Source organism: Myxacorys almedinensis A, from assembly GCF_010091945.1.
Lineage (GTDB): Bacteria > Cyanobacteriota > Cyanobacteriia > Leptolyngbyales > Leptolyngbyaceae > Myxacorys > Myxacorys almedinensis.
The window spans coordinates 13173-40074 of record NZ_WVIE01000016.1 but is presented as its reverse complement, the minus strand read 5'-3'; the positions used below and the strand labels follow the sequence as shown (position 1 = coordinate 40074).

The window sequence follows — 26902 nt, the reverse complement described above, 5'->3', positions numbered from 1 at the left end:
ACACTCACCTTTTTGTCTGAGTGATGCATGCCTGCTGAGCGAATCGAGCCGTTTTTAGAGAATTGGACTTATCTAAAAGTTGAACTCAACTGGTTAGAGCGACTGCTGTTGCTCACGGTGGCTCGGCAGCGCAAGGATTTAAAGGACGTTGAGCGGGTAGCACAGACCAAAGCTGACCGGGCCACGAGCCATTGGTGGAAAGGTATGGTGAGTTTGGAGGGAAATGCGTCTTACGACTCCCCTCCAGAGCGCAGGAAGGCATCGGCAGACGGGCATCTGGGCAATTATCAGCAGCAGATGGCAGCGCGAATTCGGGCGAGCCGAGAGCAGGGAGTTGGGTTAGCGTTGCCGATTGTGTGCGATCGCTTCAACCTCTCCCTCTTCGAGAAAAATGTTTTGTTGCTCGGTCTCGCGCCCGAAGTGCATCGTCGTTATGGGCAACTGTACGGCTATTTGCAGACCGGGAAGGAGGGACAGGAGCTACCCTCGGTAGATTTAGCACTGCGGTTGTTTTGCCGCAACGACAGCGAGTGGAGAGACGCGCGTATGGCGTTTCGCGCATCTCCGCAGGAACCGCACTTCAGCCCATCAGGAGCATTAATTGATCATCGGCTAGTGGAGCTTGATGGCGATCCATCAATGCCGTTGCTGAGTCGGACGTTTAAGGTAGCAGATCGATGGGTAGATTATTTGTTGTCTGAGGTGCCACAGTGGGATCAGCCCTTAACAACGCAGGCAGAATCCCACAAATTGGAGCGGGGATCAGCGAGGTTTTATCGCTCAACGGAGGTAGAGCACGTTGTGCCGTTGGTGTTGCCAGACCGGTTAAAGGAGTCCCTTTGGCAGTTGAGCGATCGCATTGCGTTTGGGGTGCAGGTGGATGACGCCTGGGGCTTTCGGCAGAGGGGAGAGTTGCCTGGAGCAGTGGCGCTGCTAGTGGGAGCAGCAGGAACAGGCAAGACAACGGCAGTCCGAACCATTGCCCATCGGTTAGATCTACCGTTTAGCGATGTGGATGTGGCGTTGCTGACTCCATCAGAGCAGATCTTAGCGTTAGAAGCACTGACAATTGACGCACCGACGGTATTGCTGATTTGTTCTGCCGAACAGTGGATCGGGCGATCGGCTTGTGTAGTGCCAGTTGAGATAGCACAGTTTTTTCGGACACGGCGATCGCAGCGAAGCCTGACGTTTTTGAGTGTGCGATCGCTGCCAGCGATGCGGGCGGAGGTGCGATCGCACCTTCACGTCGTTCTAACGTTTTCCCATCCCAATCCGGCGGCGCGGCTATTGCTGTGGAAACAAGCGTTTGCGCCTCCCGCGCCATTGGCGGAGGATATAGATTGGCAGTGGTTGGCTGAAAAATTTGTGCTGACGGGGGGAGAGATTGGTGCGATCGCTCGATCCGCCGCGTTTTTTGCAGCAAGGGAAGGGGCGACAAAAATTGGCATGAGCCACCTCACGAAAGCCCTGAATGTTAGATAAACAGTCAACCACAACGGTGAGCGCCATACCGTGAGTGACAAAGAACCAAGCCTGCAACCCATGCGATCGCAGGCTTAGACCACTAGCTGAGTTATGGCTAGAAGAGAATGTTCACCAGCTTAGAGAGCTATTTCAACCATCGAAATTCGCTCGACAAATAGACCTCGACAAATAGACTTAGCTTGCAAGCAAACATGAATGCCGAAGCAGCATTTTTGCTCTATTCACCTTCTGGCGGTGCTTCTGGCGGTGGCTCTACGGGTGCTGGAGGCGGTTCTATAGGCTCTGGGGGCGGTGCCTCCTCCACAGGCGGTGGCTCTACAGGTTCGGGGGGTAGCTCCACGGGCGGTGGTTCTACAGGTTCAGGCGGTGGTGCCTCCACAGGTTCGGGGGGTAGCTCCACGGGCGGTGGTTCTACAGGTTCGGGCGGTGGCTCCACAGGTTCGGGCGGTGGCTCTACCGGAGTTGCTTCTACCGGGGGTACTACAGGCTCTGGTGAAACGGGTGGAGTGTCGGGGATCGGCTCAGATGCCGCCGCAGGGGGACGGCTTTCTTGCGCCTCTCGCTGAATCCGCTCTTGCTCTAACCGATCCCGTTCTGCTCGTTGTGCCTCCCGCTCGGCTCGTTGCGCGTCTTCAGCCTGACGACGCTCAGCATTTTGGCGCTGAAACTCTGAGTCTTCAAGCTCTGAGGTAACTCGAATGCGCTGCCCTGTGTAGCCGCTCTCTGAAGATTCGTACCGCCGCCGCTCGATCGCAGCTTGAGCTTTACGATCAACCTCTGCATTTCCGCTAGAGTTTCTCAATCGAATGTTCGTCGGCTTGCCGTCTTTGTCAACATCAAAATCAAACCGTGCTGATCCTTCTGCTCCTAAATACTCATCTAGGCTACAGTTGTTTTTGCATTTGGGTCTTCTGTTGCGTTGCGAAGAGTCACCCGGTTCTCTTGGTGGGGCTTGCCGCACGGCAACAGGAGAAGGTTGCGCCTTGGGCTGCTCAGGTGGCTTCCCTTGCTGCCCATTTCCTGTTCCACTTCCCGTTCCTGCGCCATTTCCGCTACCAACTCCGTTACCACGACCTTGGTTACCAATTCCATCTCCTCTGCCACTGCCAATCCCATTTCCTATTCCGTTTCCACTACCTATGCTAGTCCCCGCTTGAGGTGCGATCGTTGAGTTGCTCGCTTGATTGCTATTTGGACTGGTTTGGGGGAGTGTCTCGGCGGAATTAGCAGGACTGGGACTTGCCGCGATCGTTGGAGATGGGCTTGGAGATGGGCTGGCTGCTGTGGGGCTTGGAGAGACTGAAGCGCTAGGTGAGGGGCTTACAGAAGGGGTTGGGGTTGGGGTCGGAGTTGGCGTCGGAGTTGGCGTCGGCGTTGGGATTGGCTCTACTAAATCTTCTACCACCTCAGGTTCTTCTTCAGGAACCGGCTCTAGGGGAGCAACAGGATCAGGTAATGTTACTTCAGGTGCTATGGCAACCTCGGAAGGAGCATCCGCAGGGCTGGGATTGAACAGCGCAAACTGCTCATTTCCTCCACCACTCCCGCCAGCATCACTTCCTATGGGTGCATCTTCTGGCAGATCCTCAGGAATCTGCTCTTCAGCAATGATCTCAATTTCGTCTTCTTGGTCAGCTATTGCTGGCGGCAGACGCCACACAAAGGCAAATAGAGCAAGCAATAACAGATTCAGCGCGATCGCGCTTGGGAACCCTAGCGCCAAGAATTTTTTTTGCAGGGCAGATTCTTTCTCCCGTTGCTCAGTAGCGATAGTGGAGAGACTCATGGGCTATTGATACCAAGTTGCATTTGCGATTTTCTCCTTATCAGGCTAGTTCAGCGCGTTGTCCCTGTCAAGAGAGAATCGGTATCAGTTTCTACGCACTTACTAACTTTAAATTTACAATTTTAGGGTCTCAGCCTCGTAATTTTAGAATTTCAAACAAGGATTTTGGATAAGCAATTTTAGACAAACGAGCTTTGTGCGATTAGGTTCTAAAATCTGAGAGAGTTTTGTAGAAATACTTGACAGTTATTATCACTAGCTTTACGCTCACTAGAATGCGGGTTTTATCGAAGTTTTCTCATAAGCGTTGTTTTCTGAGATCTTCGCTGGTTCTCGTAGGTGGAAAAATAATGTTGCGATCGCCGTTGGAGCAGGTTCATGCTTGAAGCACTGTCAAGAATGCCGGTAAGTGGGCTAATTATTGTCATTATTCTTTTTTGTTTTCTGGTTGTGGCAACTGCCCTGATTGCCGAGCGCATTCGGTTTTGGATGACGGTTTCTCAGCGTCAGCCTCGGTTTGCTAAGGAACTGGTCGAGCTATATCGCCAACAGCCCGAACTTGTTGAGGAGAAGATCAAGCGAAATATTGACCTACCGATCTCTCGCATTTTTTCGGCGGCACTGACGCTGGATCATCCCTCCCCTGAAGAGTTTCGGCTAGCGATGGAAAGCGAATTGCAGGCCGAAATTCCGACTATGAAGCGGTTTGGCGGCGTGCTGGAGATATTTGTGGGACTATCACCTTTGCTGGGGCTGATTGGGACAATTACAGGACTGATTACCGCGTTTGGGTCGCTCAATATTGGTGATATTGGCGGAACGAGAACCGCAGGCGTTTCAGCCGGGATCAGTGAGGCATTGATTACGACGGCGGCGGGGCTAATTGTGGCGGCGTTGTGTCTACTGTTTGCTAGCATTTTCAGAAATATTTATCAGCGTCAGATGGCATTGATTCAAGAATATGGTGGGCAGCTTGAACTGGCGTACCGAAAATATTACGATCGCAACCCTCAGCCATCTTCTGTGATTGATCAACTCTCGATCGCTATTCATCAATTAGCCGCCAAAGGCGAACCGTCGGGTTACTAGTTTCAACGTTTGAATTTCACGTTTGAATGTCAACCTTTGCTCTCACCCGCGACCTTTTAAAATTTTCTCTAATCCTATGCGTGCTCCTCAAGAACAGGATTCTCCTCTCGATCTCAATCTCGTTCCGATGATTGATGTTGTTTTTTCAATTTTGACCTTTTTTATTGTGTCTACGTTGTTTCTCACCCGATCAGAAGGATTGCCCGTTAATTTGCCGCAAGCTGCCACTGCAAAATCTCAGCAGCAGACTAGGATTGCGGTGACAGTTAAGCCGGATGGTGAGGTTGCGTTAAATAAAGTACCGATTGCGTTAGCACAATTGGAAACGGGAGTGAAAACGCTGGTGACTGCTAACCAACAAGCTGTTGTTGTGATTAATGCCGATGAAAAGGTAGATCACGGGCAGGTGATTGCAGTGATGGATGAGATTAGAAAAGTCGATGGGGTGAAACTCGCGATCGCAACGAGAAAAAAATAACTCTGTTATCTCTTTTTCAGCTTTAGCTTCAGCGACTCCATAACCACTCCATAACCATTGGAGTTACTAGAGCTACTTTTGAGTTTGACAGGTCTTTACCTGCCTGGCGTTGCATTCATTAAACTTATTGCCTCATAATTCTCGCTCTAGCCGCAATCTCAAGGGCTGACAGTTTGTAACTGACATCCCATGGGTGATTGATGCTAAATAATACCAAATTAATCTGTAAATGCTACAGACCTGCGACCTCCCCCAACCCCTCCTGAGTCAGGAGAGGAGCCGGAAAGTCCCTCCTGACCCAGAGGAGATACCGTAGGCAGGGGGGTCGAGGATCTGTCGCAGTGAAACATCAATTTGGTATAACCTATTCATCAGCAACAGAGACCAATAAAAAAGCCCAGTCATTACTGACCGGACTCTAGAGCTACTCTCTCTTAAACCTGTAAAACTTTTGAGTTCGCAAGGAACTGCATGTCTGACTGAACGTTGTTAAGCAACGTTGCAAATTCTAAAAGCGACTAACGCCTTGAAGCGCCTCGCTCTTAGAGGTCACCGTTGCGAAATGCCAACAAAAAGATCACGACCGGACCTGCCAGCATAATCATTCCTACCAAGGTCAACTGTGCGATCGCTTCAAAGTTAATGTTACTTAGAAACTCCATTTCTCCTCCCAACTAGCCCGATCGAGCTATAAACTAATGCTGCGCTAAGCGCTATTCTATCGGTGGATTTGCCCAAATTTTAAGGAAGTTTACAAAACTCAATAAAACTCTACTCTGGTGAAGTAAAAGTCTTTGCCCTCATACCCTTCCCACTTCACAGTTTCTCATATTGTGGGAGTTGTTAAACTCTAAAAAGTGAAATGTTTCGGCGCTACTCCTATGGAAATTCTGATTGTTGAAGATGAAGCGGAAATCGCTCAACTGATTCAGCTTTATCTAGAAAAAGAAGGATTCTCCTGCCGCACCTGCCGGGATGGATTGACGGCACTGCAAGTGTTTCAAGAGCAAAAGCCTGACTTGATTATTCTAGATCTGATGATTCCCGGACTCGATGGCTTAGAAGTTTGCGCGAGGATTCGCCAAAAACCAGGGCTAAAAGATCCGTATATTTTAATGCTAACGGCAAAAGGGGAAGAACTCGATCGCATCATTGGGCTTTCGACAGGAGCCGATGACTATATGGTGAAACCGTTTAGCCCTAAAGAGTTGGTTGCCAGAGTTCGAGCGCTGCTCAGACGCACCCTGCGACAAGGCGGGCAAAGCCAAGTCTATCGAACTCAAAACTTTGTGGTGGATTTAGATCAGCGTTCAGCGTTGCGGGCGACTCTAAAAAAACCGGCGCAGGGCGATGCAGATTGTCTTGAACCCCTTGACCTGACGACGCTAGAATTTGATCTGCTCTCAACATTTATGAGCTACCCTGGTCGCGTCTGGAACCGGACTCAACTGATCGATAAACTGTGGGGCAGCAACTTTTTTGGGGATGAACGCGTGGTTGACACCCACATTGCTCGTTTACGCAAAAAAATCGAACCTGATCCAGCCAACCCAACCTTTGTAAAAACGGTGATCGGCGTCGGTTATAAATTTGAAGACGCCGCCGCGTAAGGTTCATGAATAAGCTCAATCTCAGTACTCGGCTTTTTTTGTCCCACATGATCGTCATGATTGTGGGCATTAGCACGCTCTTAGCAATCGGCAAGATCTATTCCCCTCAGCTATTTCTTGTGCATCTCGAAAAGCTTCAGGGCTATGGGTTTAACTTGGTTTACGTCAAGCGGCAACTGGTAGAAGGGTTTGATTCTGCTTGGAGCCGGGGGGCGTTTTGGTCGGTGATTGTGGGAGGGACTACCGCGATCGCGCTGAGCTATTGGGTGTCGAAACGGATTATGCAGCCCCTAATTCAGATGGAACGGGTGACTCGTCGGTTTTCTGCGGGGCATCTAGAAGAACGAGTGCCGACAAACGAAATTCCTGAACTTAACCGCTTAGCTCAAAGTTTCAACCGGATGGCAAAAGATTTGGAAGGGGTGGAGCAACGGCGGCGAGAGCTAGTCGGTGATTTAACCCACGAATTGCGAACGCCGTTAACGGTGCTAGAAGGCTATTTAGAGGGATTGGGAGACGGAACGATCGACCCTTCGGTAGATATCTATCAACGTCTTGCCAAAGAAACAACCAGGCTCCGCAATCTCGTGAATGATTTGCAAGAATTGTCTAAAGCAGAAGCGGGCTATTTGCCGATTAATTTGCAATCTTTTAATCTTTACCCGCTACTCAGTTCACTGGTGCAAAAATTCTCAGATCAATTATTAGATGACAACCCCAGTCTAACGTTGGACTGTCCTCAAAATCTGCCGCTTGTGCTTGCCGACCCGGAGCGAGTTGAGCAGGTTTTGGTAAATCTAATTGGGAATGCGCTCCGCTATACTCTTCAAGGTCGCGTCACTCTGAGGGCATGGAGCACAACCACTCAACTTTGGGTCGCCGTAGAAGATACAGGGCAAGGGATCGCGCCCGAAGAACTACCCCATGTGTTTGAGCGGTTTTGGCGATCGGATCGATCCCGCGATCGTCATTCTGGCGGAACGGGCATCGGGTTGGCGATCTCTCAGCGATTGGTCGAACTGCAAAACGGTGTGATCCAAGCCGAGAGCGAACTTGGCAAAGGCAGCACCTTCCAATTTTCTCTACCCATCGCGCCTCAATCTTCATTTATTGCGGCGATCGCAAAGCGATAAGCCTTGATACCCTTGTTTGCCTGTCAATTCGCCGCGATAGCAGAGTCATGCAGATGTCAAACGCTGTCTGTAGCCTAGAACTGATGCCAGTGGAATGGATGAATTCGGTTTAGCGATCGCGCCTGGGTCAACCGGGCAAACATCCCGTCAACTATGGCTGTGCTACCCTGCGATATTATTTTATGATTTTTGACTTGCTGATGGTCGGTATGATCATTCTGTGTGCCCTCCTCGTCCTTCGGTTTTTATTCCCTCGTAGCAAGCTTTCTTACTCACCAAGGCGAAAGCGATCGTAGGGTTTCAATACTTGGTTTGCGAGGTGCTAATCGACGGGTCAGCGATGGAAAAATCTAGCATTTAAGGCGAACAGGTTGGGCTGCAAATCTCTCCTTTCCTGGCAACACATCTCCTCAAAGGCAGTGAAAAAAGAGGCAGTGCTGAATGCAAGTACGATTTGCCCTTCTCCCAAACTCTTCTCCTTGGGAAGAAGAGAGCTAGAATTCTTGTCCCCTAACGCCAAAAAAGACAGTAAAAAACCCAGTAGCGCGACACCACTGGGCTGGTAGCTGTGAAAGTTGATACTCTCTAAATGAAATGACTTATAGATATATGGTCGCAGAGAAAGGCAAAAACCTCATCTGTGTTTTCACGGGATCGCCACAACTTTTGCATAAGGTGTGTTTGGATAAGCTAAAAAACCCGTAAGGGTACGGTAGTCGTTTAGATCGAGTAGAGAATGAATAATTGAAAGCGCAAGCCGCCTTAGCTCTGACAGACATGCCCAATCTAGGTTTTCAAACGGCTGAGGGTGAAGCAGATCTGAGCGTTCGTAATGGTCAGATCATTTACAGATGGGTGACAATATTAACACGATATCATTACCCTACGGCGCATGATTTTGGGGGATACTTTAACGCTTATCAAGGAATGCAAATTATATACTTTCGGTCATGCCTACGCCTGGATGCCCTCAGTCCCAACCGTTCTACCTGGGGAGAGAGGGCGCATCCGGGTTGATTTAAGCCATATGTCTAAGTTCAAGGTGATCAGTAAAATTTAGAATGGACACATTTGTTTTTATTCTCAAAGTGTTTCTACCATCGTTGGCACTTTCGATCGCTATTAAATATCTTGCCCCGTCTTTCCAGATTGCACCAACGTCTACTCATGCCTTAATTGCTGTGATCACACCATCGATCGTGATAGCGATCGCGCTCCTCGCCCAAAGCCGCATAAAGTGACCATTCATCGCCTCTACCCCATGATCTCAATCTGTAGAAGATGTCCTTGGATATCCCTGCTGCTGCTGCTCGTATCTTATGCGATTTTCGGCAAATTTTTGCTGACCATGGCGCATCCTTTCGTTTCCTTCGGACTGGCGATCGCATGGGGTCTTGTGCTCGCAGTTTTGATGATGAGTCCGATTCAAGGGCTACAGCGACTACTTGCCCGTTGGTTCACATCCGATACGGTTGCCTTCACATTTCTAATTGGCGTGGCTGCCTTTGCCTCGATTTTGTTGAACTGGTTCAAGATATTTTTGCCCTTTTTCATGATTTTCTCGGCAGAGTCTTTGGCACGGCTCGACCTTCAGACCGCAGAGTTTGGCAAATTTCAAGCGGTTTTTATCTTGGTGGCAACTGCGTGGGCAGGACTGGGGCTAGGCTGGATCGCTGCCCATTTGCTGTACTGATTGTCCTAACCTAGCGATCGTAGAAAACCCGCGCGTCAAACTGGCGATCGCGCAAAAACTGCTGCACAATCTCGGCATCGCGGCGAGTCGCATAAGGACCGACCGCCATGTGAAACCCAATCGGGCGATCGCGCAATCGGATGGCATCTTGAGCCACGCCTAGCTGAATCGCGCGATCGCGCAGCAGAGGCAACTCGCGCTCTGATCCCGGTACGATCGCATAATACCCACTCGGACTTTGCCCCCCCTCTGGTGGAATCTGCCCTCCAGAAAGGGTGGTAATCTCTGCCCTGACCCCACGAGATGCCAGAGAAGCAACCTGCTGACGGGCATTCGCCTCACTGTTAAACGTCCCTGTTTGAATCACCCGCCGTCCCCCGATCGTTTGCAGAAATGCCCCCGGTTCAATGGTTCTAATTTGCTCTAGCAGGTAAGGGCTGTCGCTAGCAACATAAACCCGATATTGTCCTGCGATGGGCTGCACAAATCCTCCCGTGGGTGGGGTGTAAATCCGCTCTCCGGGGACAGGGAAGGTGTTCTGAGGGGGCGTCGAAAAACCATCAGACGGTTCTAGCGGCGGAAGTGAGGGGGGGGGTGGCAGGGTTTGCTGAGCGGCGGCAGGGCGCTGTGTAGCGATATCAACTGTGGCTAACCCCATGGCTAAACCCGTGTAAACAACCCCTGCAACCGCAATCATCGCCAAGCGCCCACTTCCACCAACTGTTCCTAAAACCTGTCTCCCACACCCCATGTTTTTGCCCCGATTCAATAAACAACGATCGCGATGAAAATTTAGCGGTCAGTGTAACACGGACATTCGTCCTTAATTCATCAACTTTGATTCAGTGCCTTGGTTTCACTTCGCGACCCACTGCTGGGCTGCCCTATCTGGCTAATCGAACTGAATTGGAAACCCTGGGAAGCCGCCTTAGGTTGGTGCTTCATCCCTTGACCAAGAGTGTTAGCCTAGAGCTATATTTTCTGTTTTCAATCGTGTCCATGAACAAAGTCGTGGTTGGACTCTCTGGCGGAGTCGATAGTTCTGTTGCTGCTGCTACCCTGCACGACCAAGGCTACCAGGTCGAAGGGATGACCCTTTGGCTGATGAAAGGGAAGGGTCAGTGCTGCTCAGAAGGGATGGTAGACGCTGCCCAACTGTGCGAAGAATTGGGCATTCCCCATCACATTGTCGATACTCGCGATGTGTTTCAAGAAAATATTGTGGATTACTTGGTTTCGGGCTATAGCGATGGCATTACGCCGTTACCGTGTTCGCAGTGCAACAAGGCGGTCAAGTTTAGCCCCATGCTGAAGTATGCCCGTGAGCAGTTGGGGATTGATACGATCGCAACCGGTCACTATGCCCGGATTCGATTTGATGACGCAACACAACACTACCAGTTGATCAGAGCGATCGATCGATCGAAAGACCAAACCTATTTTCTGTACGATCTGAGCCAAGAAGTGCTAGCTCATGTCATGTTTCCCTTGGGCGAGACTCGCAAAAGCGAAACACGGCAAATCGCGGAAGAGTTTGGGTTACACACGGCTGAAAAGCCGGAAAGCCAAGACTTGTGTTTGGTCGAAGCGAATGGCTCGATGCGGGCATTTCTCGATCAATACATCACGCCGCAGAGGGGTGAAATCGTCGATCGGGCGGGAACGGTGCTCGGTCAGCATGAAGGAGTGCATCATTACACTATTGGGCAGCGCAAAGGGCTTGGCATTGCTCATAGCCAGCCGCTTTACGTCATTGGTTTAGATGCGATGCAGAATCGAGTCATTGTTGGGGAGCGGGATGCAGCGTTTAGCCCCGAATGCAGCGTTCAGCGCGTCAATTGGGTGTCGATCGCGCCTCCGACTGCACCCATCAAAGCCGATGTGCAGATTCGCTACCGATCGGCTCCGACGGCGGCAATGGTGATTCCACTAGATAGCGATCGCGTGCGGGTTGTGTTTGATGAGCCGCAGTTTAGCATTACGCCTGGGCAAGCGGCAGTTTGGTATGACGGGGAGGTGTTGCTCGGTGGAGGCGTGATTGAGCGGCAGCCAAACGAGGGATAAATTGACCGGCTGCTTGCGATGCGAGATCGGAAAATCCGACGGGTGAAAAGCTCAGCAGGGATGCGCGATCGCTCCTGTAAAGGAGGGGATCAGAGTTGTTAGGTATCTTGAAATACCTAAAGATTGGGCTGATCTGCTATGCGGGGATCAGGGCAAACCGATCAAGCATCTGGGGGCGAAGTTGGAATGGCGTGTTTGGAGGGACGAATAGGCTTGCCCCGATATTTGGAGTAGACCTGGGTGAATTCTGCCCCAAATAGGAGAATCTGGGCTGAGTAAAACACCCAAATCAGAATGACAACTAGCGATCCGGCTGCGCCATAGGTCGAACCAACACTGCTGCTTCCCAGATAAAGCCCAATCAAAAACCGACCAATATTGAACAAGATCGCCGTGACTCCAGCCCCAACCCAAAGGTTACTCCAGGGAATTTTAGCATCGGGAAGAAACTTGTAGATTGCTGCAAATAGGAAAGTAATTACGGCAAAGGAAAGAGCGAAATTAAGCAGTCTACCAATTGCAATAAAGTCAGGAATAAAATTGCCAAAGTAGCTGCTGATGAGGGTTAGCACTGCTGAAAGGACTAACGAGACGAGCAACAGAAACCCGATTACTAACACCATCGCAAACGACAAGAAGCGGGATTGGATAAAACTTTTCACTGCCCGTCCGGGCTTGGGCTTTACTTCCCAGATGATGTTGAGTGCCATTTGGAGTTGTCCAAACACGCCGGATGCACCAAATAGCAACACCCCAATGCTAACAATTGTGGCGATCGTGCCGCCTGAGTTGGGTCTGTTGGCACTCTCAATCAAGGCTGAAACCGCTTCGGCGGCGGGTCGTCCGAGAATACCTTGAAGCTGAGCGAAGACTTCTCCCCGCGCCGCTTCTTCGCCTAAAAAAGCACCCGCGATCGCAATGGCAATGATCAATAGAGGAGCTAACGAAAAGACGGTGTAATAGGCTAGTGCCGCCGCTAACATCGGAACATTATCTTCATTCCATTCTTGAACTGTGTCTTTCAGCAGGCGAATTCCGGTTTTGAAGTTCATAGCAAAGGGTACATACACTAGCTCTTTGTGTATCGTCTCTGACGGTACGATCGCACCACATCGTTCTACAGAAAGATTCAGGACGCAAATTGAAGGTTGCAATGTTGCCATCGGTTAACACTTGTCAATTCTTCCAGTTGTCAATTCTTCGCGCCCAAGTTCTGAGCGCATACTAAACTAGAGGTTGACAAATCGCTTCTAAAGCATCTCAGTTAAAGCATCTCAATGGTTCGTTCTCATGGAAAAATCAATGCAATCTAAGTCCCCCGATGCTGCCTTTTCGATGGAAGATTTCGCGAAAGCGCTTGAGCAACATGACTATCAGTTTCAAAAGGGTCAGGTTGTCACAGGCAAAGCGTACAGCTACGAAAGCGGTGGTGCGTTGGTGGATATTGGGGGAAAGTCTCCAGCGTTCTTGCCTGTAGAAGAGGCGAGTGTGAGTCAAGTCAATGATGTTTCGGCGATTTTGCCCTTGCAAGAAGAGCGAGAGTTTCTGATTATTCGCGACCAAAACGAAGACGGGCAGGTGACCATTTCGCTGCGCCAGCTTGAATATCGCAAAATTTGGGAGCGCTTGGCGGAGATGCAAGATAGCAGCCAAAGCTTGCAGGTGCGAGTAACGGGCATGAACAAAGGCGGTGTGACGATCGACGTGTTGGGGCTGCGGGGGTTTATTCCACGATCGCACCTCGTCGAGCGAGAGAATTTAGAAGCGCTCAAAGGACAAACCCTAACCGCCACGTTTCTAGATTTGGATCGCGATCGCAACAAAATTGTGTTGTCGAACCGGCTCGCGGCTCGCGCCCAAAACTTTAGCCAGCTAGAAGCCGGACAACTGATCGAAGGTAAAGTGACCAGCCTCAAGCCGTTTGGTGCATTTGTTGAGTTTGATGGCACCACCGGGTTGCTGCACATCAATCAGATCAGTCAAAAGTTTATCGCCTCGCTGCCGACGCTGCTCGAAGTGGGTCAGCCCATCAAAGCCATGATCGTTGATTTGGAAGAAGGCAGAGGTCGAATTTCGCTTTCAACAAAAGTGCTAGAAAACTATCCGGGTGAGGTGCTTGAGAGTTTGGCAACGGTGATGGATGAAGCGGAATCTCGGCACGATCGCGCCAGGAAAAATTTGCTGGGGAGTTAAGAGTTGGTTGTCTGTCAACGTTGAAATGATGGGGAGATGGGGAGATGAGTAACTTCTCCATACTTTCTCACCCCCCTCCCTCTCACCCCTGCCCACCTTATTCACCACCTATGACCACCATTTGGGAACTCGACTACTATTCTCGCCCCATCTTGGACGAGCAACAGAAAAAAGTGTGGGAAGTGCTGATTTGCGAAAGTCCGACCACGATCGATAGTCAGCCCGAAACGCTGTTTCGATTTTCCGAATATTGTTCAAGTTCTCAGGTCAACTCCGTTTGGTTGGCAGGCGCGATCGCAGACGCCATGTCTCGCGCGCCCAGCCCGCCCGACAAGATTCGATTCTTTCGGCAAGCCATGAACAACATGATCACCACTGCCTGCAAAGGATTGGATCTGCCAGCCAACCTTAGCCGTCGCACCTATGCCCTCAGCCAATGGCTCGACGATCGAATGCTGAGTATTTACCCAAAGCATCCAGGCTATCAACCGGCTGCCAACCCCTCCGTCACGTTTCCCGTCACCCCTCCCCAACCGTTGCCCGATGCGTTAGTCGGTCAAAAATGGATGTTTGCGACCCTGCCTGCCAGTGCATTGCAGGACATGAACGACTGGTCGATCGAGTTTGGGGAAGCTTTTCCGCTTGTGCTTGCCAAGGTAGAGGCAGAAACCCCCGTGTCAGGGCTGATCATCTACTCTTCGCGCGCGATCGCAATGGCAGCTTGGATGTCTGGCTTAGAACTAGCTGCCGTAAAGTTTGATGCTGCCTTGCCCAATCAACTGCTCCTCGAAACCGGCATCAGCGATCGCTGGTTGCTGACGAGTTTGGATAAAACAGCAAAACCAGAGGCAGAACAGTTTGAACGTGCCAAACAGCAAGCAGACGGGGTTCATTTTCTGGCAATTCAGACGAGTGCTGAAGTAGAAGCCTTTGCAGGATTTTGGCTGCTGAAAGATAGCACCTTGGCATCCTCCGCCAAAATCTAGCACTGGTTGGAAATCCTTTGAAATAGGGTAAACGAATCGTGGTTTGATGGGATGGGGCGCAAGTCCTCAGTATCATCACGGCGGCTGCTCTGAGGCATTTTAGGTTATGACGTTCAGCGATTCTCAACAAACTCGATCAGAACAATTATTAGAATTAGCCGCGCGATCGGGCGCTGAAGCCGCAGAGGTGTTTCAGTCGCGATCGCTCTCTCGCCCCGTGTATTTTGAAGCCAATCGGCTCAAGCAACTCGAAAGCGCTCAGGCAGAAGGAACAGCGCTGCGGTTGTGGAAAGCAGGGCGTCCTGGCTTGGCGGTAGCCTATGGGGATGTTGAGCCACAAGCGTTAGTCGATCGAACGATCGCAATTAGTGATCTCAACGAAGCTGAAGAGATTGAACTCTCTAGTGCCTCGAAACAGATTTACCCAGACGTCGGCGCATCGGTTGCGGTAGAAACCTTGGTGGAATGGGGGAAACACGCGATCGAACGGGTGCGCGATCGCTTCCCGGATGTGCTCTGCGGGGGCGGGTGGGAATGCGAAGCTGAATCGACGCGCCTGATCACCTCAAAAGGCTTAGATTGCGGCTACACCGACACCACATTGAGCGGCTATCTCGAAGTGGAATGGGTGCGCGGCGATGACTTTCTCAACGTTGGCGATGGACAAATCGAGCGCGGTTGCCTAGATCCAGATGCGATCGCGCAGCAGGTGCTTCAACGCTTGGAGTGGGCAAAAGAAAACACCTCTACCCCAACGGGGCGAGTGCCCATTTTGTTTACCTCTAAAGCCGCCGATATGCTGTGGGGCACGGTGCAATCGGCGCTCAACGGCAAGCAGGTGATCGAAGGGGCGTCTCCGTGGAGCGATCGCTTAGGGCAGGTCGTCACCTCCGAAGCAATTACCATTTCTCAACAGCCGACAGTCGGCCCGTTTAGCTGCCCGTTTGATGATGAGGGCACCCCCACGCGACCGATTACGTTTATTCAAAACGGCATCTTGCAGTTGTTTTATACCGATCGCACGGTGGGGAGAGCGTTGGGAAGCGGCACAACGGGCAATGGGTTTCGGTCGGGGCTAGGCAGCTATCCCACCCCTGGCTTGTTTAACGTTCTGATTCAACCTGGCTCAAAATCGCTCGACCAGCTAATTGCAACGTTAGACGACGGACTCGTTCTCGATCAAATGTTAGGAGGCGGGGCTGGCATTTCGGGTGAGTTTTCCATCAACGTAGACTTGGGCTACCGTGTTCAAAAGGGGCAGATTGTCGGTAGAGTCAAAGACACCATGATTTCGGGGAGTGTGTATACCGCCCTCAAAAGCTTAGTCGAAATGGGTGGAGATGCCGACTGGAACGGCTCTTGTCATACGCCTTCGGTGGTGGTAGAGGGGCTATCGGTGACAGGGCGAAGCTAAGGTCGTCTACACCAATGAAGGGTTATCTAATTGATAATTGATATTAGATGACCCTTCATTCTTGCTGTTATACCCAATTGATTTTTCACTGCGACAGATTCTCGACCCCCCTGCCTACAGCATCCCCCCTGGGTCAGGAGAGACTTTCCGGCTCCCCTCCTGGCTAAGGAGGGATTGGGGAAGGTCGCCCGTCTGTAGAATTTACAGATTAATTTGGTATTAAACAGCGGTGCTGCGCCAGAGCGTTACCCCCTCCTCAACCATCCTTAAACCTGATCAACCGTCTGGCTCTATACGAATCGGGTAAGTTGGACTCGGTAGCGATCTTTCTTTGTCACCATTACCTCTCCCACCTCAACGCGACCCTTGCCACGAATGGCGATCAGATCACCTGCTTTAACCGTGTGGCTAGACGATGAAATATCCTTCCAGTTAACGCGCACATCTCCACTGTTAATGATGTCTACCATTTTGCTGCGAGACATCCCAAAACCTGCTGACGCGATCGCATCAAGTCTCATCGACGCTTCCACAGTCATTAATTCTTTCTTCTTCGGCTCCCGAATTTTGAGTTCGCTCAACTCAATCTGGCGCGTCTTGATCGGAACCGATCGCACCTGCTGCAAGCTGGTTTCTAAAAACTCGACTAGCTCTGGAACCACGATCACCTGTGCGCCTCGCTCTCCTAACACAATCACGTCTCCAACTTTTTCACGCACTAACCCGGTGCCCAAAAGTGCGCCCAAAAAGTCTCGATGAGAGGCAGGATCAAACAGGAAATTTCCGGCAAGTTCGAGGGCGGCAAGCTCTACTTGGGCGGTGTCGAGGGGCAGATCAGAGCGGGCGATCGCAAGTCGGTTTCGTTCTGCTTGTGGATAGCCACCCCACGGCACTAACTGCACATCCGTCAATCGCCCAAAGGCTTGCTTTACCTCTGCAAATTCAGGAGGGGTGAGAAAATCGCTCTGAACAACCTCCCACGTTTTAATCGCCTGTTCTGCTTGGTCGATCACGCGCGCCACAGTTTCTCGGTTTTCTACACCTTTCAGCAGGTCTTCTCGCGGTAGCATGTAAAAGTCTCAATTGTGCTAGGACACTTCATTGTATCGAAGATAGTCCCGGCTCGGAGCAACCCTGCTATCCCTTGCAAGCTGCTATGACTCAAGCCAAACAGCGATTTCTAAGCTTTGATGAATATCTGACTTACGACGATGGCACCGAGGCATTGTATGAACTGTTTAACGGCGAATTGATCGAAGTGCCCCCAGAGTCAGGACAAAATACAGAAATTGCTGTCTTTCTGCTACTACAGTTTGCAGCAATCGTCGGACACCTTAGGGTTAGACCGCATGGGTTAGAACTTGAAGTTCGAGGCGAACCCCGCAATCGATACCCTGGTCTGACCATTCTTCGAGAAGAGCATGTCTCACAATTGCAGCGCCGCAACATGGTTCGGCTTTCGATGGCTCCTCCCCTGCTGGTGGTTGAAGTGGTGAGTCCGGGTGAATTGCAGCGCGATCGTGACTATATAATAGCCAAGCGATCGCAGTATGGCGCGATCGCAGTTCTTGAGTATTGGATTGTTGATCCTGAAATCGAGATAATATCGGTCTGCGAACTGGGCAGTGATGAGTATCAGGTGACGCAATTTCGAGGCAGCGATCGTATCGTCTCTGCCACATTTAAAGACCTACATTTAACCGCAGAGCAAGTGTTAAACGCAGGAGGATAGAAATACTATTCTTGGCTCTAGTAAAATGTCACTTTCAATTCTTCACCAAAATTTAGTATGAATTTTCAGTCGGTTATTTCTACATTAAATCAATTTTGGAGCAATCCTTCAGAGCTTGGCGGAGCCAATTGTGGCTGTCTTATTCTTCAACCCTATGACACGGAAAAAGGCGCAGGAACCAAGAGTCCGCACACGTTTTTAAGAGCCATTGGCCCTGAGCCGTGGTCTGTTGCCTATGTCGAACCCTGCCGCCGCCCCGGAGATGGACGCTATGGCGAAAACCCGAATCGAGTGCAACATTACTATCAGTATCAAGTGCTGATCAAGCCTTCGCCTGACAATATTCAAGACATCTATTTAGAGTCGTTGAAAACCTTAGGAATTCGCCCAGAAGATCATGATATTCGGTTTGTCGAAGATAACTGGGAAGATGCGGCAGTTGGCGCGTGGGGTGTGGGTTGGGAAGTGTGGCTCGATGGCATGGAAGTCACCCAATTTACTTACTTTCAGCAATGTGGCGGGTTAGATTGTCGTCCGGTTTCAATTGAAATCACGTATGGGTTAGAACGCCTAACTATGTACCTTCAAGGCGTGAATTCTATTTTTGATATTCAATGGAATGATGAATTGACCTACGGAGATGTATTTCTTCAAGGTGAAATTGAAAGTTCTACCTATAATTTTGAAGCCTCGAATCCAGAATTGTTGTTTACATTGTTCAAATTGTATGAACAAGAAGCCCAACAACTGATGCAAAAAGAGTTGGTTTTACCTGCTTACGATCACGTCTTGAAATGCTCTCACACGTTTAATTTATTAGATGCACGAGGCGTTATTTCGGTAACAGAACGTGCCCGTTACATTGGTCGAGTTCGTAACTTAGCAAGACAAGTTGCACAACTTTATTTGAAACAGCGTGAAGCAGCAGGATTTCCGTTATTGAAGGGCAAGATAGCATCAATAAGTTAATGTAAGGCAAGTTAATGTAAGACAGTGTTTCACGATTTTTAAAAGCTACCCCGACTGAATGCCAGGGCAGAGCAAATCAAAGCGAACCAACAAAAGTTTGGCTTATTGCGGGTGCGATCGTACTTGACCCATCCCAAACTAACGTGCGATCGCGCCTCATCCAAAACCGCGATCATAGTGCGATCGCGGTTCCTTTGAAGTTGCACTCTGCGCTAATCGTGCTGAATGGAAGAGAACGATCGCGCCTCACCTCCGCTATGAAAGAGAACGATCGCGCCTCACCTCCGCTATGAAGCTGAAGCTGCCTGATCAGGTTGATTTGACGCCGTAGTATCTGTTGGTGGCTTCATTGCAACAAGCGATCGCGAGATGCCAGAAAACAAAATGCTGACACCGACTAATGTTCCAAGCAGCCAAGGCGCATTAGACGGAAACTGAAGCCAGACCAATGCCCCAAGCAGCAGCGTTAAAATGCCATCAACGAGAACCCAAGTCCAGTTGGGCTGAGACCTCAGGCGAAATGCCAAAATAATATTGAAGAAGCCTTCAGTGAGAAAAAAGCTACCAAGTAATAGCGTCAGGGTTAGAACCCCCGTTAAGGGCTGGAAAAATAGCAATGCGCCTGTCACTACGTAGAGCGCTCCAATCAGCAGTTTCCAAGCAAAGCCCTCTTCACGGGTTTGAAAGGCATAAAAGATTTTCGTTGCGCCCGTAGATGCCAAAATCAAAGCAATCCAGGTTTCAACCACGATTGAAAAAGCAGTGGGCAGGGCAATTCCCAATACACCAAACCCAATTAAAAGAAGACCTGTCCAAAACGAGCCGTGAAATTTTTTTGACACGTTTGATTCTGTAGCAATTGTCATAACGCTTCTCTAACCAGTACAACCTAAGGCTAGAAAATCGCTTTAGACCTGATGAGTTCCTTAAGGTAGAATTCTCGCGCGCTGATTGATCTGTCTCTTGATGAGGCGATCGTTGGTATAACAACATGGCTGACCAACTTTATCCACTTCACGAAATACTCCATCCGCCCTGCGGTGGGAAGTGTCAACTGTCTTCTGTTTATAGAACAAATGTTTATAGAACAAATATCAATCGTGATCACGCTCGATTTTGGCAACTCCTGTTTTTGGGTAATAGTTCGCCAAAATTTGCAGATAGTCGTATCCCTGCTCTGCCAAATTTAGCGCCCCTAGCTGACTCATGCCTTTTCCTTTGAATGCCTCAATCACAATGCTGTCAGAAGCCGCATAGAGAGACTCAACAATGCCGCCCTCATAGCTGACAAATTCTCCCGCCGTTTCGTCTACGGCTCGGCTGGTGCGATCGTCTTCTCGCTCTGTACCACTATACACTTGGTAATATTCATCTGAACCCATGTGATAGAGGCTATTGACCGGTTTGAAGTAATAGGTCAAGGCATACGATCGCGCGGCTACCGCCTGAGCCTTGAGCGCCTGAGCATTCCAACTGGGAGACACTTCGCTGGCGACCACACTATGCAAATAGCGGCGTAAATCAACATAATTGACCACCCAAATTCGGCTACCCTGGGCTGCCAGCACAAACCGACCTCGATAGGGTTTGTTGCCCAAATACAGGATGCTGCCTGAGGTAGGCTCGACCACAACCATGCTCGGCAGTTGCGCTGTTGCCACCGTTAAGGTGTCACCGTTGGCTTGGATCGAGTAAGGAGTGCGGCTAGAGAGTTGCTGAAGGGTTTTGCCCTGACCATCGGTGATGATTGCGCCGTTAGAACTTGCGATCGCAGCAGACGAAACCCCCATCGCGATCGCAACATGCATCTGAATCAAACTATCGACCGTTCCAGACGATGCAGCAAAAGTCGCCTTTGATCGAGCGTTGATCTCCGCTTGCTCTTTGGTGTATTTAGACGGATCAACCGGGGTGGGCGTTGGTGTTGCCTGCTTTAATGCCTGAGGAGATGCAGAGGCTTGGGGCATCGACGGCAGCGCTAGCGGAGACGGAGTGGTAAGTTTTGCCACAGACGGTGACAAGGCAGGAGTAGCCGCAGGCAGAGAAACCGCTTCTGGGTAACGATGATGGACATAGGCACCCGTAAGCGGAATCAAGCCCAAAACGGGTAATAACAGCCAAGGGCGCTGCTGCACCCACTTGAAAACATCTGTCAACCGATCGTTGTGTGTCATCTGTCGTCCGATACTCACCTTTAACGGATCTTATTACATGACACCCAATTCGCTAATGCCCCGCCCCCGCCGGAAAAACAATAAATCGTTTCGTTGCTTCGATGCGCTTGCCCTTGTAAAAGAGATCTTCGTGGCGGTTGGTGTTGAGGGTAACGGTGACACTGTGCGGCCCAGTAGGCAACTTGTCTAAGTAGTGCCAAGATCCATACAGTCGCGTTACTTTCTTGCCGTTGACATATAAATGAGCATGACCCTCATTGACGGCGCTAGTCTGATTGACCCGCTCTGGCGCAAACTCAAAATTCTTAACCTTGACCTGCACATTCCAGCCGCCCATCGGATCAGGAGCAATGTCTAAATCGACAGCGGGGACAAGTATTCCTGCTGGAATCTCTAGCTTGCTGTGGACATGGGCGGCAGTCGGTTGGGTTGAATGGGAGTGTTCTAGAGCGGGCATTTCACTGGTGCTACCCTGCCCAGCAACTAAAGCGCTGAGAACGGTGATCAGCGCTGCGCTGAACCTCAACGGCAACGCACCCTTAGGGTTGTTATGATTCATGTTAAACATCCTGCTGCAAACACTCCCGACGGTTATGAGAACTACCAGCCTTGCTCAGCTTTTTCTAACACATACATTGCTACCGACTCGATTTGATCAGCGTTGAGCTTACTTTTGAAGGCTGGCATTGCCGCTTTGCCGTTGGTGACTTGAGCAACGATCGCGTCTAGGGTGTCTTTACTATACTGAGCTAGTGCTTCTTTTTTAAGCGTTTTTGCAGGGTTTACAGCGTTGCCGCCCTTCATGTGACAAGCGGCACAGTTTGCCGAAAAAATCTTGGCACCCACTGCGCTATCGGCAGCTAAGGCTGGTCGGGCGGTAAACAGGCTGATAAAAGTGATCAATAGAATGGCTGTCGTTACGAGTGTTCTCATCGGGCGAAATCTTTTCATGTCTCAAAGGTTAGGATCGACTTACTCTCCTATGCTGTCGTCAAGAGATTTTGTTCGTCAAAAGACACGTTGTAAAACTCAGCCAAGCTTGACCGGGCTAAGGCATTGATGTCTTGGTAGCAGCACCTCAAGGATTGGATAAAACAGACTCTCAACAGACTCACGACAGATTCACAGGGGTTGAACCCCAATCTGCCATTAAAGCGTGAGGTCTCTCGGATAAAACCGCTCACTTTCCACTACGCTAGAAAGCAGATTGTTCTTAGCCGGTTTTAACGAAGTCATGGCTCCTCTTCCCGACCATCGCCCAAAACACCTCTCGGTTGGTCCCCTCGAAGCTGAAATTCTTGCGATCGTTTGGGAACTCGAAACCGTCACGGTGAAAGATGTCCACGATCGAATCTTGGCTGACCCAGATCGGGAATTGGCATACACCTCGGTGACCACGGTGCTCAATCGCTTAACTACCAAAGGATGGCTGCTGTGCGATAAGCAAAATCGCTCGTTTACCTGGCGACCTCGGATTTCCCAGGCACAAGCGAGAGCTTTGCAAGCCTACGAGCAGCTTAATCAGTTTCTTGCGGTGGGCAATGCCGATGTGGTGGCAGCATTTGCCGACAGTTTGGATCAAGCCAGCGTCGAACAGCTTGACGCGATCGCACAACGTCTGAAGGCAGTTCGCCAAGCTAGGGAGGAAAAGTAATGCATTTAGTGTTGTTAATGCTCGCGCTCAGCACTGCGATCGCGGTGCGGTTTACCTGGAAGGCGTCGTCTGAGCAGTGGACGCGGCGGTGGAATTGGACGTTAGGCGTCTTTCTGTTTTCGCCGCTGCTGGTGATGATGAGCGCGATCGCGATTCTCTGCATGGGCCCCAAAGGGCAGATGGTGCGCTGGTGGGAAGGCTGGGGGAGTTATGCGATCGCCGTTGGCTTTTTAGCAGTGGGGCTTGGGCTAGCGGTGAACGGAGGACAGGATGCCCTGCGATCGCTACGCCGCGTTCGGGATATGCCTCAGCACGACGTGCAAGGGGTGTCGGCTCGGCTGCTAGCTCAACCCACGCCGTTTGTTGCCCAAATCGGATTCTGGCAGCCTGAGCTAGTCATTAGCCAGGGATTACTAGAAACGCTCGATCCCCGTCATCTAGACGTGGTGTTGATGCACGAAGAAGCCCATGCCCACTACCGAGATACCTTCTGGTTTTTTTGGTTGGGCTGGTTGCGCCGGTTAACGGCTTGGCTACCCCAGACCGAAGCCCTGTGGCAAGAATTACTGATATTGCGAGAACTGCGTGCCGATCGGTGGGCGGCTCAACGGGTTGACCCTTTGCTGTTGGCGGAGGCGCTGCTGTCGGTTGTGAGCGCTTCTCAGATCGAGCCAGATGATTTGTGCGCGGCGTTTAGCAGTGCGGTTGTCAAAAACCGCCTAACCGAGCGGATCGAAGCGTTGTTAGATGAGTCAGAATCTAGCCCTGAATCGTCTTTCATGCCCTGGCTGTGGTTGCTGATGGCGGTTGTGCCAATGGCGATCGTACCCTTTCATTTTTAGAAAGACTGGCGGTAAAAAGTAGAGACGCCAATCTGCTGATCGATGTCAGCCTCTTGCGATCGCATCTCTACTTCTTAATGAACCCTGGTGATCACCCCCGAAAGCGGAGTCGTCCTCAGCATCCCTGAGGAGACTAGCCGCAATCTAACTTAGAAACTTTATAAGTTGAGTCAGGGATTTTACGGAACTTTTACATTGCTCTAGATACCTTTGCAAAAACGCACTGCCGCAGGTTGCCGTTGGCAAGAATTTTCCTAGCGGCGGGGAGTGGGCTTCCGTTAGGCAGAGTGCGTCACCAAGCCCCACAGGAAAATTGCTAGCATCGCACCCAAGATGGCAACAATTACGCCAGGAATGCCGGGTAGAGAGTTGAGCGCGATCGTTCCTGTCGTGAGCAGCGTGACGATGCTTCCTCCCAAAAATGCGCCAACGATGCCGAGAATCATAGTGCTAAGAATGCCGCCACCTTGCTGCCCCGGATAGAGAAGCTTTGCGATCGCGCCTGCTACGATTCCTAAAATTGCCCACGCAATAATGTTCATACTAAGGTCTCCCAAAACTATAGTTAAAAATTTGCTCAACTGTAACTGATCTGATCAATCTGCTATTCAGAATATGAACAGATTCTATTAGCATTCGCAGTATATAACTTGCTCTTGTTTTTCTTAAGAAAGTGACAAACTAATTTAATAATTCCGAACCTACGACATCAAATGTATGCGTTTAAAACGACACTGAAAGCACAATTTTGAAACTGTGGTTCTAGATCCATGATCTTGAAACTATGATCTTAAAACCATGCTCTAGCTTGCATTCTAAAAGATGGTTAAATAATACTGAGCAGTCATTTTTACATTAGTTCTTGTCTCTATTACGTAATCTAGTTTCGATTTGGTTTCCATGTAATTTCTATTACACAATGTTCTCTTTGCGTTGATTTGCCTTGTGCTCTATTGCGGTTTTCCCCCTTCCTCAGGCGGTTTTCCTCCCTAGTTGCTCCTCTGATCCGTCTCTAAAGTAGATACATAACTACAACAAAATTTACGAGTGAGACCCACCGTAACAGATTTCGTCTGGTCTGGCATTTGCCCAGCAGACATAGCTAGTGGAGAACGTCCCGATGTTTGAATACTTCACAGACCAAGCGATCGCTACGATCATGTATGCCCAAGAAGAAGCACGCCGACTGCGGCAAAATTCTGTGGGCACAGAAGCGGTTTTGCTGGGATTATTGCGACAAAAAGATACGATCGCGGCATCGGCTCTCAACCAATTTGGGGTCACGCTTGACCTGGCCCGGCGAGAAGTTGAAAGCATTGTGGGTCGAGGGGTTGGCTCAACTCTCGCAGAACTTCCCTTTACACCGAAAGGCAAGCAAGTTCTCGAACAGGCGCTTCAGTCTGCTCGGCTATCAGGAGAGCGTTTTGTGCGCCCTCGCCATCTATTGCTGGGGTTGGTGCAAGATAACCAAGGGGTTGCCGCCAAGGTGTTGACCAACCTGAATACCGATTTGGCGGCGTTGCAGGCTCAACTTATGCAAGCGGCTCCTGAACCTGAGCCAGTGGCAGTCGGGGGTGATTCGGCGGCTCAGCGCGCTCAACCCATGCCGACCCTCGATGAGTTTGGGACAAATTTAACTCGCTTAGCCGCAGAAGGCAAACTCGATCCGGTGGTGGGTCGTGCCAAGGAAATTGAGCGAGTCGTGCAAATTTTGGGTCGTCGCTCTAAAAACAACGCGATTTTGATTGGTGAACCGGGGGTTGGTAAAACCGCGATCGCAGAAGGGTTAGCCCAGCGCATCTATGCCCAAGATGTGCCGGATATTTTGTACGACAAGCAGGTGATCCAGCTTGATATGGGCAGCTTGCTAGCAGGGACTCGGTTCCGAGGCGACTTTGAAGAGCGCCTGAAGACCCTGCTTGAGGAAGTGCAGCAATCTGGCAATGTTATTTTGATGATCGACGAGATTCATACCCTCGTAGGCGCGGGCGGCAATGAAGGCGGCATGGATGCGGCAAATTTGCTGAAGCCTGCTTTGGCTCGCGGGGCGATTCAGTGCCTCGGTGCAACAACCCTTGATGAGTACCGTCAACACATCGAGCGTGATGCTGCCCTAGAGCGGCGCTTTCAGCCAGTTGTGGTGGGCGAACCGTCGGTCGAAGAAACGATCGAGATTCTTAAAGGCTTGCGCGATCGCTACGAGCACCATCACAACCTGACGATTAGCGACGCGGCGGTAGAAGCGGCTGCCATTTTTGCCGATCGCTACATTCCCGATCGATTCATGCCCGACAAAGCGATCGATCTAATTGATGAAGCAGGTTCGTTGGTGCGGTTGAGACGGGTAGACCCAACCGTGAAACTGCTGAGAAAGCAACTGCGGCAAGTTGTCAACGATAAGCAAGCGGCAGTGACGGCTCAAAACTTTGATCAGGCGGGGCAACTCCGCGATCAAGAACTGGCACTGGAAGCGCAGATTTCGGAAGACCAGCCTTCTCCCCCATCGGGCGTTGTTCCCGTCGTTACCGCAGAAGATATCGCGCAAGTGGTATCTTCTTGGACAGGTGTTCCGGTGAATAAGCTGACAGAATCTGAGTCGGCGATGCTCTTGCACCTAGATGAGCGCTTGCACCAGCGCGTGATTGGGCAAGATGAAGCCGTTGTTGCTGTGGCACGCTCGATCAAGCGATCGCGGGTTGGCTTGAGCAATCCCCATCGCCCGATCGCCAGCTTTATCTTCTCTGGGCCAACCGGAGTGGGCAAGACAGAACTTGCAAAAGCGTTGGCAGAAGCTGTGTTTGGTTCTGAGTCAGCGATGATCCGCCTTGACATGTCGGAATTTATGGAGTCGCACACGGTGTCTAAACTGATCGGGTCGCCTCCGGGATACATCGGCTACGACGAAGGCGGACAACTGACTGAAGCCGTGCGACGCCATCCTTATACGGTGCTGCTGTTGGATGAGATTGAAAAGGCGCACCCAGATGTGTTTAACATGCTGCTGCAACTGCTAGACGACGGTCGCCTAACCGATGCCAAAGGTCGAACCGTTAGCTTTAAGAACACCGTGCTGATCATGACCTCGAACTTAGGCTCGAAGGTAATCGAGAAAGGGGGCACAGGGTTGGGCTTTGAGATGACGGCTGAATCTTCCGAAATGGCGGTCTATGGACGGATTCGCGATCGCGTCAACGATGAACTGAAGAACTACTTCCGTCCAGAGTTTCTCAATCGGCTCGATGAAACGATTGTGTTTCACCCGTTGAGCCGTGCCGAAGTTGCCCAGATCGCGGATCTCATGATTCAAGACGCTGCCCAGCGGATTGCCGACCAAGGCATTACCTTGCAGGTGAGCGATCGCTTTAAAGCGCGGGTTGTGGCTGAGGGCTTCGATCCGAGCTATGGGGCGCGTCCGTTGCGTCGTGCGATCGCGCGGCTGCTCGAAGATAGCCTGGCTGAGGCGATCCTTGCCGGTCAGATCCAAGCGGGAGACGCCGCGATCGTGGATGTAACAGAGGATGGTCAGATTTGGGTAAACCGCAGTCAGCCTAAGGTAGCAATGGCGGTTTAAGCGTTAGATCAATGCTGCGATAGACA

Annotated in this window: 27 protein-coding genes; 16 read left to right on the top strand and 11 right to left on the bottom strand. The window is 50.6% G+C overall.

The genetic code is table 11. From position 1 onward, the window contains the following. Nucleotides 1–27: 27 nt before the first annotated feature. A complete protein-coding gene (locus GS601_RS14345) occupies nt 28–1485 on the top strand; it encodes an AAA family ATPase (protein ID WP_162423979.1) in 1458 nt (485 codons plus the stop codon). Nucleotides 1486–1705: 220 nt separating this feature from the next. Here GS601_RS14345 and GS601_RS14340 read toward each other — a convergent pair whose 3' ends face one another. After that, a complete protein-coding gene (locus tag GS601_RS14340; RefSeq protein WP_162423978.1) occupies nt 1706–3274 on the bottom strand; it encodes an energy transducer TonB family protein in 1569 nt (522 codons plus the stop codon). 378 nt (nt 3275–3652) lie between these two features. Between GS601_RS14340 and GS601_RS14335 the strand changes: the two genes are divergently transcribed. Further along, nucleotides 3653–4363: a MotA/TolQ/ExbB proton channel family protein gene (locus GS601_RS14335; protein WP_162423977.1), complete on the top strand. Its 711-nt coding sequence runs from the start codon at nt 3653–3655 to the stop codon at nt 4361–4363. A gap of 76 nt (nt 4364–4439) precedes the next feature. Continuing rightward, nucleotides 4440–4841, top strand: coding sequence for an ExbD/TolR family protein (locus GS601_RS14330; protein ID WP_162423976.1), 402 nt, complete (start codon nt 4440–4442; stop codon nt 4839–4841). Between the two features lie 542 nt (nt 4842–5383). Here GS601_RS14330 and psb30 read toward each other — a convergent pair. Next, nucleotides 5384–5503: a photosystem II reaction center protein Ycf12/Psb30 gene (psb30, locus tag GS601_RS14325; RefSeq protein ID WP_162423975.1), complete on the bottom strand. Its 120-nt coding sequence runs from the start codon at nt 5501–5503 to the stop codon at nt 5384–5386. 219 nt (nt 5504–5722) lie between these two features. Here psb30 and GS601_RS14320 point away from each other — a divergent pair, with 219 nt between their 5' ends. From GS601_RS14320 to GS601_RS14305, 4 genes are all read left to right on the top strand, one after another. Beyond that, nucleotides 5723–6451 (top strand): response regulator transcription factor, encoded by a 729-nt coding sequence (locus tag GS601_RS14320; protein ID WP_162423974.1) that lies wholly within the window; start codon nt 5723–5725, stop codon nt 6449–6451. Nucleotides 6452–6456: 5 nt separating this feature from the next. After that, a complete protein-coding gene (locus GS601_RS14315; protein WP_162423973.1) occupies nt 6457–7584 on the top strand; it encodes a sensor histidine kinase in 1128 nt (375 codons plus the stop codon). 1061 nt (nt 7585–8645) lie between these two features. Beyond that, nucleotides 8646–8825, top strand: coding sequence for a hypothetical protein (locus GS601_RS14310; protein ID WP_162423972.1), 180 nt, complete (start codon nt 8646–8648; stop codon nt 8823–8825). A gap of 107 nt (nt 8826–8932) precedes the next feature. Beyond that, a complete protein-coding gene (locus tag GS601_RS14305; protein WP_162423971.1) occupies nt 8933–9277 on the top strand; it encodes a hypothetical protein in 345 nt (114 codons plus the stop codon). Nucleotides 9278–9287: 10 nt separating this feature from the next. Here GS601_RS14305 and GS601_RS14300 read toward each other — a convergent pair whose 3' ends face one another. Next, nucleotides 9288–10028, bottom strand: coding sequence for an SPOR domain-containing protein (locus GS601_RS14300; protein ID WP_162423970.1), 741 nt, complete (start codon nt 10026–10028; stop codon nt 9288–9290). Between the two features lie 248 nt (nt 10029–10276). Here GS601_RS14300 and mnmA point away from each other — a divergent pair, with 248 nt between their 5' ends. Then, nucleotides 10277–11341 carry a tRNA 2-thiouridine(34) synthase MnmA gene (gene mnmA / locus GS601_RS14295; protein ID WP_162424060.1) on the top strand — a complete coding sequence of 355 codons (1065 nt, stop codon included), beginning with the start codon at nt 10277–10279 and terminating at the stop codon, nt 11339–11341. Nucleotides 11342–11502: 161 nt separating this feature from the next. Here the strand turns inward: mnmA and GS601_RS14290 are convergent, their stop codons facing one another. After that, a complete protein-coding gene (locus tag GS601_RS14290) occupies nt 11503–12504 on the bottom strand; it encodes a YihY/virulence factor BrkB family protein (protein ID WP_238393269.1) in 1002 nt (333 codons plus the stop codon). Nucleotides 12505–12643: 139 nt separating this feature from the next. On the opposite strand from GS601_RS14290, the gene GS601_RS14285 reads away from it, so the two are divergent. The 3 genes from GS601_RS14285 to GS601_RS14275 all read left to right on the top strand — a co-directional run bounded on the left by GS601_RS14285 (nt 12644) and on the right by GS601_RS14275 (nt 15934). After that, nucleotides 12644–13534, top strand: a complete 891-nt coding sequence (locus GS601_RS14285) for a S1 RNA-binding domain-containing protein (RefSeq protein WP_162423969.1) — start codon at nt 12644–12646, stop codon at nt 13532–13534. A gap of 110 nt (nt 13535–13644) precedes the next feature. Then, a complete protein-coding gene (locus GS601_RS14280; RefSeq protein ID WP_162423968.1) occupies nt 13645–14520 on the top strand; it encodes a Tab2/Atab2 family RNA-binding protein in 876 nt (291 codons plus the stop codon). 106 nt (nt 14521–14626) lie between these two features. After that, complete coding sequence (locus tag GS601_RS14275) at nt 14627–15934, top strand: TldD/PmbA family protein (protein WP_162423967.1); 1308 nt, start codon at nt 14627–14629, stop codon at nt 15932–15934. Between the two features lie 290 nt (nt 15935–16224). Here GS601_RS14275 and GS601_RS14270 read toward each other — a convergent pair whose 3' ends face one another. After that, nucleotides 16225–17004, bottom strand: coding sequence for a photosystem II electron transport protein, Sll1252 family (locus tag GS601_RS14270; protein ID WP_162423966.1), 780 nt, complete (start codon nt 17002–17004; stop codon nt 16225–16227). 86 nt (nt 17005–17090) lie between these two features. Here GS601_RS14270 and GS601_RS14265 point away from each other — a divergent pair, with 86 nt between their 5' ends. Together GS601_RS14265 and glyQ are read left to right on the top strand one after the other, a co-directional pair. Then, nucleotides 17091–17666: a Uma2 family endonuclease gene (locus GS601_RS14265; RefSeq protein WP_162423965.1), complete on the top strand. Its 576-nt coding sequence runs from the start codon at nt 17091–17093 to the stop codon at nt 17664–17666. A 57-nt stretch (nt 17667–17723) separates the two neighbouring features. After that, entirely contained in the window at nt 17724–18635 is a 912-nt protein-coding gene (gene glyQ, locus GS601_RS14260) for a glycine--tRNA ligase subunit alpha (RefSeq protein WP_162423964.1), read from the top strand. 38 nt (nt 18636–18673) lie between these two features. Here the strand turns inward: glyQ and GS601_RS14255 are convergent, their stop codons facing one another. The 5 genes from GS601_RS14255 to petJ form a co-directional block, all read right to left on the bottom strand. Beyond that, the gene (locus GS601_RS14255) at nt 18674–18841 is read right to left on the bottom strand and encodes a hypothetical protein (RefSeq protein WP_162423963.1); all 168 of its coding nucleotides are present in this window, start codon (nt 18839–18841) and stop codon (nt 18674–18676) included. Between the two features lie 81 nt (nt 18842–18922). Next, a complete protein-coding gene (locus GS601_RS14250) occupies nt 18923–19501 on the bottom strand; it encodes an HdeD family acid-resistance protein (protein WP_162423962.1) in 579 nt (192 codons plus the stop codon). Between the two features lie 228 nt (nt 19502–19729). Continuing rightward, nucleotides 19730–20809: a SpoIID/LytB domain-containing protein gene (locus GS601_RS14245; RefSeq protein WP_162423961.1), complete on the bottom strand. Its 1080-nt coding sequence runs from the start codon at nt 20807–20809 to the stop codon at nt 19730–19732. A 52-nt stretch (nt 20810–20861) separates the two neighbouring features. Then, nucleotides 20862–21368, bottom strand: a complete 507-nt coding sequence (locus GS601_RS14240) for a hypothetical protein (protein WP_162423960.1) — start codon at nt 21366–21368, stop codon at nt 20862–20864. Between the two features lie 41 nt (nt 21369–21409). After that, nucleotides 21410–21760, bottom strand: coding sequence for a cytochrome c6 PetJ (petJ, locus tag GS601_RS14235; protein ID WP_238393268.1), 351 nt, complete (start codon nt 21758–21760; stop codon nt 21410–21412). A 283-nt stretch (nt 21761–22043) separates the two neighbouring features. Here petJ and GS601_RS14230 point away from each other — a divergent pair, with 283 nt between their 5' ends. Together GS601_RS14230 and GS601_RS14225 are read left to right on the top strand one after the other, a co-directional pair. Further along, nucleotides 22044–22463 (top strand): BlaI/MecI/CopY family transcriptional regulator, encoded by a 420-nt coding sequence (locus tag GS601_RS14230; RefSeq protein ID WP_162423958.1) that lies wholly within the window; start codon nt 22044–22046, stop codon nt 22461–22463. Then, nucleotides 22463–23305, top strand: coding sequence for a M56 family metallopeptidase (locus GS601_RS14225; protein ID WP_162423957.1), 843 nt, complete (start codon nt 22463–22465; stop codon nt 23303–23305). Before GS601_RS14230 ends, GS601_RS14225 begins: the two co-directional genes overlap by 1 nt. Nucleotides 23306–23583: 278 nt before the next feature. Here GS601_RS14225 and GS601_RS14220 read toward each other — a convergent pair whose 3' ends face one another. Further along, nucleotides 23584–23847, bottom strand: a complete 264-nt coding sequence (locus tag GS601_RS14220; RefSeq protein WP_162423956.1) for a GlsB/YeaQ/YmgE family stress response membrane protein — start codon at nt 23845–23847, stop codon at nt 23584–23586. 578 nt (nt 23848–24425) lie between these two features. Between GS601_RS14220 and GS601_RS14215 the strand changes: the two genes are divergently transcribed. Next, nucleotides 24426–26876: an ATP-dependent Clp protease ATP-binding subunit gene (locus GS601_RS14215; protein WP_162423955.1), complete on the top strand. Its 2451-nt coding sequence runs from the start codon at nt 24426–24428 to the stop codon at nt 26874–26876. Nucleotides 26877–26902 lie beyond the last annotated feature (26 nt).